We start from the raw sequence: 10,468 nt of genomic DNA, 5'->3' as shown, positions 1-10,468 counted from the left end.
GCGGGCGGCACGACCGCCGCCTATCAGGCCGGAGGTGCGGCAGGTGTCGCGAAGGCCGGATTGTCCGCTGCCGCCAGCCCGTTGCGCCGCGCCATGGCCAGTGTCCGCACCAGTTATCAGGCCGGCGGAGCCGCCGCCACGGGCGGTGCGACCGCTTCTGGCGCTGGCGGAGCTTCTGCCGGCAAGCCGCCGCCCTGGGCCAGCCGGATGCAGCGCAACAACCGGATCAAAGGCGGGGCTGATGCCGCTGCGCAGGCGATCAAAGGCGGCGACCGGCCCAGCGGCGGCCATGACGTCGATCTCTCGGAAGGAGAATAGCCATGTTCCGCCGCCCCACTATACGGTTCGGCAGAACGCCGGAACCGGAAACGCCCTATCACAAGGCAGCCCAGGTCTGGGACGACCGCATCGGCTCGGCTCGTGTCCAGGCCCGTAACTGGCGACTGGCGTTCTTCGGTTGCCTGGCATTGAGCGGAGGGCTTTCCGCCGGGCTGGTCTGGCAGTCGGCGCGGGGCACCATTACGCCATGGGTGGTACAGATCGACCGGTTGGGCCAGGCGCAGGCCGTCGGTCCGGCAACCGCCGCCTATCGGCCGACCGATCCGCAGATCGCCTGGTATCTGGCGCGCTTCATCTCCGAGGTGCGCGGCATCCCGGCCGATCCGGTGGTCCTGCGGCAGAACTGGCTCGACGCCTATAATTACGTCACCGATCGCGGCGCGCTGGCCCTGAACGATTATGCCCGCACCAACGATCCGTTCGGCAAGCTCGGCAGGATGCAGGTGGCGGTCGAGATTGCCAGCGTGATCCGTGCCTCCGACGACAGTTTCCGGGTGGAGTGGATTGAGCGCCGCTATGTCGATGGCGCGCTGGCCTCGACCGAACGCTGGAGCGCGCTCCTGACCCTTGTCGTCACCACCCCCACCGATGCCGAGCGGCTGCGCAAGAATCCGCTCGGCATCTACATTCACGCCCTTAACTGGTCCAGGGAACTCGGCTGATGCGCACCCTCAATACCGTCGCGCCGCTCATGATCCTGCTGGCGCCGCTCGCGGCCTGCTCCTCATGGAAGCCGCCTGCCATCCGGTACGACGATACGCCCCGGCAGGCGGTTCTTACCCCGGAGTTACCGAAACCGGTGCAGGTGGTGGCTCTGCCCGAGCCCCTGCCGCTGCCGGGGCAGCTCAAGCCGATCCCGTATCGGCGTACGACGCCGGAAGCCGCCGATCCCCATCAGCGGGTCGAGCATGCCAATAGTGCGGCGCGGGTCCAGCCGACGCGTGCCGGTTATCTCAATGCGATCCAGGTCTATCCCTTCTCCGAGGGCGCGCTCTATCAGCTCTACGCCGCACCCGGCGAGATCACCGACATCGCACTGCAGCCGGGCGAGAAGCTGGTTGGCTCCGGTCCGGTCGCCGCCGGCGATACCGTCCGCTGGATCATCGGTGATACAGAGAGCGGGGCAGGGGCGTCGAAACGGATTCATATCCTGCTCAAACCGACGCGGCCGGACCTGACCACCAACCTAGTCATCAATACCGACCGGCGGACCTATCATCTGGAACTGCGCTCCGACGAGCGGACCTATATGGCTTCGGTCTCATGGGACTATCCGCAGGACCAGATCGTCGCCCTGCGCGGGCAGGATCGGGATTCTGATCTTGGCACTCCGGTCGCGACGGGCGTCGATCTCGATGCGCTGAATTTCCGCTATCGGATCGAGGGCGACGAGGCGCCGTGGCGGCCGTTGCGGGCCTTCGATGACGGGCGGCAGGTGTTCATCGAGTTTCCGACCGGCATCGCCCAGGGCGAGATGCCGCCGCTGTGGGTCATCGGCCCGCAAGGGGACGGCCAGTTGGTGAATTACCGGGTGCGCGGCAACCGGATGATCGTCGATCGCCTGTTCGCGGCAGCCGAATTGCGGCTTGGGGCGAAGCACCAGCAGGTAGTGCGCATCGTCCGTACCGATGGAGCGCGCCGGTCGTGAGCGGGAGCACCGGAGCAGAGGAGGCGAGCAAACCGGTACCTCCGGTCAGGCCGCCCGGCGAGATGCGGATGCGCGTGACGCGACCGCCGGTCACGCGACTGTCGCGCAAGGTGATCATGGGGCTGACGCTGATGGCGATCATCGGCGTCGGGGGTGCGCTCTATGTGGCGCTGAAGCCGGCACCTCGAACGGGCAAGGCCGAACTCTATAATACCGGCAATCGCACCACGCCGGACGGGCTGGCGACCCTGCCGGGAGACTATACCCACCCGCCGCGCCTCGGGCCTCCGCTGCCCGGCGATCTCGGCAGGCCGTTCCTCAAGGCAGGCGTGGGTGCCCCCGGCATGGCGACACCCGCCGCACCGGCCGATCCCGAGAAGCAGCGCATGGCCCAGGAGCAGGAAGCAGCCCGGGTCAGTCATCTCTTTACCCAGACGCAGGTCGGGCGAAACAGCGCCGCCCCGGTGACGGCCGGTGCCACCCCGCTTCTGGCCGCCGGTGCTGCCACCGATCGCAACCAGGCGTTTCTCGATGGCCCGGTCGACCAGCGTACCGTCAGCGCCGTGCGTCTGACGCTCGCTCCCAGTCCGTATGTAATCCAGGCGGGATCGATCATTTCCGGCGCGCTGATTACTGGCATCCGCTCCGACCTGCCCGGTGAGGTCACGGCGCAGGTGACGGAGAATGTCTATGACAGTCCGACCGGCCATATCCTGCTGATCCCGCAGGGCGCGAAACTGATCGGCCGCTATGACTCCCAGATCGCCTACGGCCAGACCCGCGTGCTGCTGGTCTGGACCCGGCTGATACGCGGGGTCGGGGATTCGATCGTATTAGAAAACGAACCTGCCGCCGATGCGGCGGGCTACGCCGGGTTGCAGGACCAGACCGACAATCACTGGGGGGAGGTGTTCAAGGCCGCTCTGGTTTCGACGATGCTGAGCGTGGGTTCAGAAGCCGATATTGGCGGTAGCAATGGCATCGCCCAGGCGCTGCGCACCGGCGGATCGCAAGGATTTAACCAGATCGGTGAGCAGATGGTCGGACGCTCGCTCAATATCCAGCCCACCAATACGATCCGGCGCGGTTTTCCCGTCCGGGTCATGGTGCATCGCGATCTGGTTCTTTCCCCCTACAGACAGGAGGCTCCCCGATGACAAAGCTCAGGCTTGGGCCGATTGAGAATGACAAACCGGTGCGGCTGACCATTGAGCTACCGGCCACCGTACATCGCGATCTGGTTGAATACGGGCGGTTGCTGGCGCGTGAGAGCGGTCAGGCCGAGATCGCAGTAGCGAAGCTGATCTCACCAATGCTCGCTCGTTTCATGGGGGCGGATAGGGGCTTTCGGAAGCTGCGCGGGGAGAGGTAACTCGCCAATAGGGCTTTGCCCGGTCACGCATGAAGGCGACAAATTTTCCTACTACGGGATCTTCGCTTTCGGCACGCCAGACCAGATTGATCTTGAACCCGGCATCTTCCTCGTCGATTGGGATGAATTTCAGGCCGGGGAGGTTGAGAGTCGAATAAGTTTGCGCTGCGACAGTGACGCCGTATCCTGCCCGCACGAAAGCGAGCAGGGTCATGTTGCCCGTTTCAAAAATGCGCACATTAATGCCGGGTAGCCGCGTAGCAAAGAAATCACGACCGATCCTATCTTTTCCCCACGACCATAGAAGCAGATTTTCGTTTTTGAGGTCAGTCCATTGAATTGTTGTTTTTTCGGCGAGGCGGTGAGTATTTGGCACGGCCGCCATCAAGGGCTCGAAGTAAATTGGAGTATGCGGGTGGTGTTGAGAAAGGGCTAATTCAGGAAGCAAGGCAACGTCGATATGACGTTCGATCAGTGCGGAATGGAGTGTTCTTTCACCCGGTTCGTGTGGTGTGACACTTATGCCGGGATAGGTTGTCCGCCATTCGACGAGCAAACTTGTCAGGACGGCGTTTAGAGGTGGAAGATGAAAACCGAGATGCACCTCTCCGATTTCTCCGAAGGAACTTCGGTCGAGTGTTTCCGTGAGTGCATTTGTCTCGCGCAGGACGCGACGGACACAGCGTAATGCTATGCGTCCCGCAGTCGTAAGTTTAATGCCAGAGGAGGTTCGTTCAAAGAGCGCAACACCCAGTTGATCCTCAAGTCGAGCAATTGCTCGGCTGACCGTCGATACTCGCAGTTGAAGGGATGATGCGGCCTTCCCGAAACTTCCAGCTTCAACAGAAGCCAGAAAATAGCGGAGTTCCGCAGTGCGCATGGTCGTTATGGTCCCTTTCTGCCTCGGTTCCTATTTGTTCCATCCGTGCTTGTCCGACATGTGTTCCACGTGGATTGTGTAGATATCGTCCGGCCATGGATTTAAGGCTTCTCTTATGAATTGATACGTCGGGTGATGTGCGACATTGAGGTCAAGATGCCGCTTGAAGCGCCTTGCGTCCCTCCGCGTCCAACACCGCGAAATCTTCCTCAGACAGGGTGATGTCTGCAGTGGCGATATTCTGCTCAAGATGCGCGACCTTCGAGGTCCCGGGGATTGGCAGCATCACTGGACTGCGCTTTAGGACCCAGGCCAGAGCGATCTGGCTCGGGTGAGCGCCGTATTTGCCTGCCATGGTGTCTAAAATCGATCCCGGCTTGGCGAGGTCGCCGGCCGCGAGCGGGAACCACGGGATGAATCCGATGTTTTGCGGCGTGCAGTAGTCGAGCACGTCTTCGCTGCTGCGATCCACGAGATTATAGCGGTTCTGGACGGTCGCCACGTCAAAGAACTTCGATGCCGCTTTGATCTCTTCTACGGAGACCTCGCTCAGTCCCGCGTGGCGGATCAGTCCCTGATCGATGAAGGACCGGACCGCCTCGAACTGCTCATCCGCCGGGACTTTGGGATCGATCCGGTGCAACTGCCACAGATCGATCTGCTCGACGCCGAGATTCCGCAGACTTTTATGCACCTGCTGGAGAAGATATTCCGGTCGTCCGACCGGCTTCCAGATATCTGGCCCCGACCGGGTAAGCCCGCCCTTCGTGGCGATCACGAGACCTTTGGGATATGGGTGAAGCGCCTCTTTAATCAGCCATTCTGAAACATCCGGCCCGTAGGCGTCCGACGTGTCGATGAAGTTGACGCCGAGTTCGGGAAGGCGCTTCAGCGTGCGGATGGCCTCGTCGTGATCGGTGGGCGGTCCCCATATGCCTTTGCCCGTGATGCGCATGGCACCGAAACCGAGCCGATGAACGGCGAGATCGCCGCCGATCGTGAAGGTGCCGGAGCTGGCAGCGTTGGAAGCTGTATCGGTCATGGTCCTCGGTCCTTATTTCCAGCGAGTGGTTAAGGGATCAGTCATTTCGTCAGGCCGCGAAGCCACCATCGATGTTGTATGCGGCGCCCGTGATGATGCCGGCCTCTGGTCCGGCAAGATACGCGACCAGCCCCGCAATCTCCGCGCCCGTGGCATGGCGTTTGATCGCCATGAAGTCGTGCATCACGTCTTTCAGCGGTCCATCGGCAGGGTTCATGTCTGTATCAGTGGGGCCGGGCTGGACGACATTGACGGTGATGCCGCGCGCTCCGAAATCACGAGCCAGTCCTTTGACCATGCCTTTCAGTGCGGCCTTGCTGGCGCTGTAGGCTGCAAGGCCAGTCATCGGCATACGGTCTGCATTGGCGGACCCGATCAAGATGATGCGGCCCCCGGCGGGCATGGTCCGGGCAGCAGCAATGGCGGCATGGTAAGGCGCATGGATGTTGATACGAAACAGCCGGTCGATGTCATCCGGGGGGATCTCCAGCGGATCGCCCGCGCCAAGAATTCCAGAGTTGACGACCAGCACGTCGAGAGGACTGAGCGAAGCGATCAGCGCGATGAGAGTGTCCCGGTCGCCACTGTCGGCGCGGAGGGCCTTGCTTCCGGTCTCAGCCGCCAAAACTTCGGCATCGTCCGGGGAAGACCAATATGTGAAAAGAACCTTCGCTCCCTTCGAAGCGAAACGGCGCACGATGGCGGCCCCAATCCCGCGGCTGCCGCCAAGCACGAGGACGGATTTTCCCTCAAAATTGTTCATGACGGCATTTCCTGCTACGCCAAGATTTCTGCCAGCCTGTCGAATGCTGGCTGATAGATACCTGTCGGCATTCTGGCCTCCATACTGGCGGCATGTTCGAGGGGCGCTTCGAACTGTCCCCGCCACTGAATGAACGTTCGGTCACCATCCGTTATGGGAAGAAGGCTGATCGTTGACCGATAGTTACTGATCGGCAGGGCGGACTCGATAATCGAGAACATCACAGTATGATCTACGTCGGATAATGCGAGAAGCTGTTCACGGATCACGCCGACATCGCCCATTTCAAGGCGGCGGACCGCGCCGACACGGTCACCGGGCTCATCGCCCTCGATCACGCAGGTTTTCACCCCCGGCAACCACTTGCCTAGGGCGCCGAAATCACGGATTAGCCCCCAGACGGACGAAACGGAGGCAGGAAGAACGCTGCTGGCCATCACATGGATCATAATGCGGCTCCTGTTCGTGTCTGTCCGGCCATCATAGCGACTGCCCTCCCGTCACTTCGATACGCTGACCATTCACCCAGCGCATATCATCAGACAGAAGGGCACGGACAGCGGCTCCGATATCATCGGGTTGCCCGACACGTCCCAGCGGAGTGATGTCTGCAAGGCTTTTATTTACCGTGGCATCGTCACGGACCAGCCCCCCGCCGAAATCCGATGCGACCGCCCCAGGGGCGACGGCATTGACGGTAATCCCGCGCTCCCCCAGCTCTTTCGCCATGTAGAGCGAAATGACCTCGGTTGCGGCCTTCATGGCCGAATAGGGGCCATGATCCGTCAGATAAAAGCGGGTCGCGGCAGAGGTGATGTTGAGAATGCGGCCGCCATCGCGAAGCAGTGGCAGGAGCGCCACTGTCAGCAGGTAAGGGCCCTTGAAGTGGATGTTGTACTGATTATCGAGTTGTTCGGAGGTAGCGGCATCGAAGCGTGTGTGAATGATGTTGCCGGCGTTCTGGACAACATAATTTAGTCCCTGCAGCCCGAACTCGTTTGCGAGAAGGGCTTTCACCCGCTGAGCAAAATCCGTGAACGACGTATGGTTCGCGATGTCCAGTTGCAGCATACGCAACTTCACTTTTTCATGGCTGAGGGCGATTTCGGCAGCTTTCGCCTCATCTTCATTGGCATGATAAGTGCCGACGACATTAATGCCAGCATCCGTCAGATGCTTCGCGATACTGTAGCCGATGCCGCGATTGGCACCCGTGATAAGGGCGATTTTGGGTGTGTTCATAAACGGACTCCTCGCGGAAAGATGGCGTCCTATTCGGAAACCCAACTTCCGTATCACCCGATCCATAATATGGACATGAAGCGACGTCAAGGAATTGTGGACCGGACGATATGAAAGTTGGGGGTTTTTGTGGAAGGCTACAGTCTGACCCCCGTGTTTTCGGTGTTTTTTTGTCGATTTTTGAGAGGTTTGACAGTGTTGATATCCCACAACGTAAGGAGGGATGTGATGGCAGCATCCAGAGTGTCAACAGTCATTCCATCCCGCGCTTCGCATGTCATGCCATGAAAAAAAGTAGCGAGAATATCGGGCAGGACATCTGTTGACGGGGAGGCCTTCAATTCATTTCTGGCTATGGCGCGCTCCACGCAGGCCTTAATACCTGCCCGCGTACGCTGTCGTTCTGCGGCGAGAAGGGCTTGGACAGGTTCGTTCTCGGGTGAGCAGTTGCTGGCGCCGGACACGACCAGACAGCCGGTCGGATGCGTACGGGCCGCCTGCATGCGCGCTGAGCCGCGTAACGTCCGTTCGATGGCCTCACGTGGCGGCAGGCTTTCATCCCATAAGGGGGCCATGACCTGACCATACGTTGCCAGATAATGCTGCACGACTTCCCGGAACAGGGCTTCCTTGGAACCGAACGCGGCATAGAAACTCGCGGGCGAGATATGGCCCATGCTGGCCTTGAGCTGGGTCAGGGACGTCGGTTCATAACCCTGCGCCCAGAAAAGCGCCGTGGCGGCGTCGATCGCCTTGTCGCGGTCAAACTCACGGGGACGGCCAGTCCGCGCCATGCTAGTGCTCCTTTGAAAAGACTTTCATATTAATCGATCCAGAAATTATTGCCAAGATTTTACGGTCCGCATATATGTGTATCATTCGTTCCATATATTGAGTGGCTCATGACACCGACCATCGTACCGTCCGCGAAAAAAACCGACGAGTGCTTGCCTGTTTCCGGTCTGCTCGCGCTGGCCATGACCGGCTTCATCTGCATTATGACAGAAACTTTGCCGGCGGGTCTTTTGCCCGAGATCGGTGCTGGTCTGCATGTTTCCCCGGCATTCGCTGGGCAGATGGTGACGGCCTATGCCGTCGGTTCTCTGAGTGCGGCGATCCCGCTGACGCTCGCCACGCAGCGATGGCGGCGCAGGAGGGTTCTCCTGCTGGCGATCATCGGCTTCGTGGTGTTCAATTCCATCACCGCGTTTTCGACGCATTATGGCGCGACTCTCATGGCCCGCTACGGAGCGGGTGCGGCGGCGGGTCTCGCCTGGGCGTTGCTGGCCGGCTACGCGCGCAGGATGGTAACGCGCGCTCAGCAGGGGCAAGCTCTTGCGATTGCTATGGTAGGCACACCAATCGCGCTTTCTCTGGGGGTTCCCTCAGGCACATGGCTGGGGGCTGTTGTCGGCTGGCGCCTGACGTTCTGGATCATGTCGGGTCTGACAGTGCTTTTGATTGCGTGGGTTTTGGCAAAGGTTCCTGATTTTCCGGGCGCTGCACATCACGAGCGTCTGCCATTCCGGCATGTTCTGGGCATGCCGGGTGTGAAGCCCGTTCTGGGGGTCGTGATGGCGTGGATGCTCGCGCACAACGTGCTCTACACCTACATTGTGCCGTTCATCGCACCCGCCGGACTAGTAGGGCAGGCGGATCGCATTCTGCTGCTGTTCGGGATTGCCGCGCTGGCGGGCATCTTGCTGACCAGCCGCACGGTCGATCATGCTTTACGCTTGTCCGTTCTGCTCAGTCTGGCCCTATTCGCAGTCGTGTCAGTGGCTTTCGCCATTGAATCAGCGTCGCCGACTGTGATCGTGATTGGTGTCACGATATGGGGGCTGACATTCGGCGGGGCCGCAACCTTGCTCCAGACCGCGCTGGCCGATGCGGCCGGCGCTGGCGCGGACGTCGCGCTGTCGATGAATGTCGTGGCGTGGAACAGTGCCATAGCCGGAGGTGGCCTTCTGGGTGGTGTGTTGTTCGATACATGGGGCGCGGCGTCGTTCCCATGGGCCGTGATGGTGCTCGTCGCCGTCGGTTTCCTGATCGCATGGACAGCGCGATCGCATGGATTTCGATCTGGCCACCGACTCAAGCAGGGGGGGCAGTCATGATGCAGGTTAACTAAAGTTGCAGACAGCTCTGCTCCCGCGAGCCAAAATGCATATGCCAAATATTAGGACGTTGAGACTCCGGGACAGTTCGCGGCGTTTCTGACAGCCTGATTGATGTCGGTATGAGGTTCTGATCCCAGCAACTGGACGAGGCGACTGTTGTCGAGCCGGACCGGATAATGCCAGTAGGGCTTAACCTCGATCACTTCGTGCGGAAAACCACCGAATGGAGAAAGAAGGCGCATCAACCACCATGGGAAGTGCCGGACTGAGAGATCCGGCGTGCCCGTCATGCGGCGGAGCGCAGCGATCATGTGTGTGCCGTCTGCGTCCCAGAACCCGCTGAACTGCATGCGTTCGACGGTTGCCATGGCACCGGGTCGTAGTTCGAGCAGTTGCGCAATTGCTTCGGCCAGATCAGGCAGGTAAGCCCAAGCGTGACCGATACCAGTGCGGCCGGGATAGGTGATCTGCTTCAGCGGCGCCTTCGCCAACGCCTGAGCGAACCAGCTCTGCTGTGCGTCAGGGCCGAAATAGTCGCCCGCCCGCACGATCAGGCTCGGAACCTCCGGGGCGGCGTCGGTGAGGCGACATTCGAGGGCCTTGCGGATCTTGCCTTTGCGGCCTGGCGGATTTTGCGGTGTCGTTTCGCCGATCACCGGCGCTGTGGCGGCGTCATAATTGTAGATCGTTCCCGGAAGCACAATGCGCGCTCCGCTGGTAGCCCTGGCGGCGGCGATCGTGTTGTCGATCATCGGCAGCACTGTTGTTTCCCAATTGCGGTAGCCTGCCGGATTGACGCCGTGCAGGATTACGTCGACCCCGGTCGCGGCCCTCACCACATCGTCCCGGAGCATGGCATCGCCCTGCACCCAGTGGGGCATCACATCGTCACCCCAGCCCCCTTGAGCCCGGGCCGGGTCACGCACCATTGCCCGCACCTGCCAGCCGCGACGCAGCATGACCCGTGTGACCGCGCCGCCAATGCCGCCGGTTGCCCCCAGAACGAGGATTGCTTTCGTCACGCTGCGATCTCCCTGCGTTTCCACCGGAAGAGTGAACGGA

13 protein-coding genes are annotated in these 10,468 nt (G+C 60.9%); 5 read left to right on the top strand and 8 right to left on the bottom strand.

Annotation, left to right across the window (positions count from 1 at the left end; translation table 11 throughout):
• Window positions 1-291 (bottom strand): hypothetical protein (locus tag B7G66_RS18175; RefSeq protein ID WP_200146819.1); only part of this gene is annotated, 291 nt, incomplete at its 3' end.
• 29 nt (window positions 292-320) lie between these two features.
• Here B7G66_RS18175 and trbF point away from each other — a divergent pair.
• The 4 genes from trbF to B7G66_RS06810 are packed head-to-tail and all read left to right on the top strand — an operon-like array spanning window position 321 to window position 3,359.
• Window positions 321-1,001: a conjugal transfer protein TrbF gene (trbF, locus tag B7G66_RS06825; protein WP_048858943.1), complete on the top strand. Its 681-nt coding sequence runs from the start codon at window positions 321-323 to the stop codon at window positions 999-1,001.
• Window positions 1,001-1,987 (top strand): P-type conjugative transfer protein TrbG, encoded by a 987-nt coding sequence (gene trbG, locus B7G66_RS06820; protein ID WP_003618875.1) that lies wholly within the window; start codon window positions 1,001-1,003, stop codon window positions 1,985-1,987. Before trbF ends, trbG begins: the two co-directional genes overlap by 1 nt.
• Window positions 1,984-3,144 (top strand): TrbI/VirB10 family protein, encoded by a 1,161-nt coding sequence (locus tag B7G66_RS06815; protein WP_040510602.1) that lies wholly within the window; start codon window positions 1,984-1,986, stop codon window positions 3,142-3,144. The genes trbG and B7G66_RS06815 overlap by 4 nt, the downstream gene beginning before the upstream one ends.
• The gene (locus tag B7G66_RS06810; protein WP_003618883.1) at window positions 3,141-3,359 is read left to right on the top strand and encodes a DUF2274 domain-containing protein; all 219 of its coding nucleotides are present in this window, start codon (window positions 3,141-3,143) and stop codon (window positions 3,357-3,359) included. Before B7G66_RS06815 ends, B7G66_RS06810 begins: the two co-directional genes overlap by 4 nt.
• On the opposite strand, the gene B7G66_RS06805 is transcribed toward B7G66_RS06810, so the two are convergent.
• The 6 genes from B7G66_RS06805 to B7G66_RS06780 all read right to left on the bottom strand — a co-directional run bounded on the left by B7G66_RS06805 (window position 3,313) and on the right by B7G66_RS06780 (window position 8,080).
• Window positions 3,313-4,239, bottom strand: coding sequence for a LysR family transcriptional regulator (locus B7G66_RS06805; RefSeq protein ID WP_003618886.1), 927 nt, complete (start codon window positions 4,237-4,239; stop codon window positions 3,313-3,315). The two genes, B7G66_RS06810 and B7G66_RS06805, sit on opposite strands and share 47 nt — an antisense overlap.
• Before the next feature lie 151 nt (window positions 4,240-4,390).
• Window positions 4,391-5,281 (bottom strand): aldo/keto reductase, encoded by an 891-nt coding sequence (locus tag B7G66_RS06800; protein WP_003618888.1) that lies wholly within the window; start codon window positions 5,279-5,281, stop codon window positions 4,391-4,393.
• Window positions 5,282-5,330: 49 nt separating this feature from the next.
• Complete coding sequence (gene bdcA, locus B7G66_RS06795) at window positions 5,331-6,044, bottom strand: SDR family oxidoreductase (RefSeq protein ID WP_003618890.1); 714 nt, start codon at window positions 6,042-6,044, stop codon at window positions 5,331-5,333.
• Window positions 6,045-6,058: 14 nt separating this feature from the next.
• On the bottom strand, window positions 6,059-6,493 hold the full coding sequence (locus B7G66_RS06790) for an SRPBCC family protein (RefSeq protein ID WP_003618893.1): 435 nt from the start codon (window positions 6,491-6,493) through the stop codon (window positions 6,059-6,061).
• Window positions 6,494-6,524: 31 nt separating this feature from the next.
• On the bottom strand, window positions 6,525-7,286 hold the full coding sequence (locus tag B7G66_RS06785) for an SDR family NAD(P)-dependent oxidoreductase (protein ID WP_003618896.1): 762 nt from the start codon (window positions 7,284-7,286) through the stop codon (window positions 6,525-6,527).
• A gap of 137 nt (window positions 7,287-7,423) precedes the next feature.
• Window positions 7,424-8,080 (bottom strand): TetR/AcrR family transcriptional regulator, encoded by a 657-nt coding sequence (locus tag B7G66_RS06780; protein WP_003618898.1) that lies wholly within the window; start codon window positions 8,078-8,080, stop codon window positions 7,424-7,426.
• A gap of 108 nt (window positions 8,081-8,188) precedes the next feature.
• On the opposite strand from B7G66_RS06780, the gene B7G66_RS06775 reads away from it, so the two are divergent.
• Window positions 8,189-9,403, top strand: coding sequence for an MFS transporter (locus tag B7G66_RS06775; RefSeq protein WP_003618900.1), 1,215 nt, complete (start codon window positions 8,189-8,191; stop codon window positions 9,401-9,403).
• 62 nt (window positions 9,404-9,465) lie between these two features.
• Here B7G66_RS06775 and B7G66_RS06770 read toward each other — a convergent pair whose 3' ends face one another.
• The gene (locus B7G66_RS06770; protein WP_003618902.1) at window positions 9,466-10,428 is read right to left on the bottom strand and encodes an NAD(P)H-binding protein; all 963 of its coding nucleotides are present in this window, start codon (window positions 10,426-10,428) and stop codon (window positions 9,466-9,468) included.
• Between the last annotated feature and the right edge of the window lie 40 nt (window positions 10,429-10,468).

Origin of the sequence: Novacetimonas hansenii JCM 7643, assembly GCF_000964405.1 — a bacterium.
Lineage (GTDB): Bacteria > Pseudomonadota > Alphaproteobacteria > Acetobacterales > Acetobacteraceae > Novacetimonas > Novacetimonas hansenii.
This window is presented reverse-complemented; position numbering and strand designations above follow the sequence as displayed.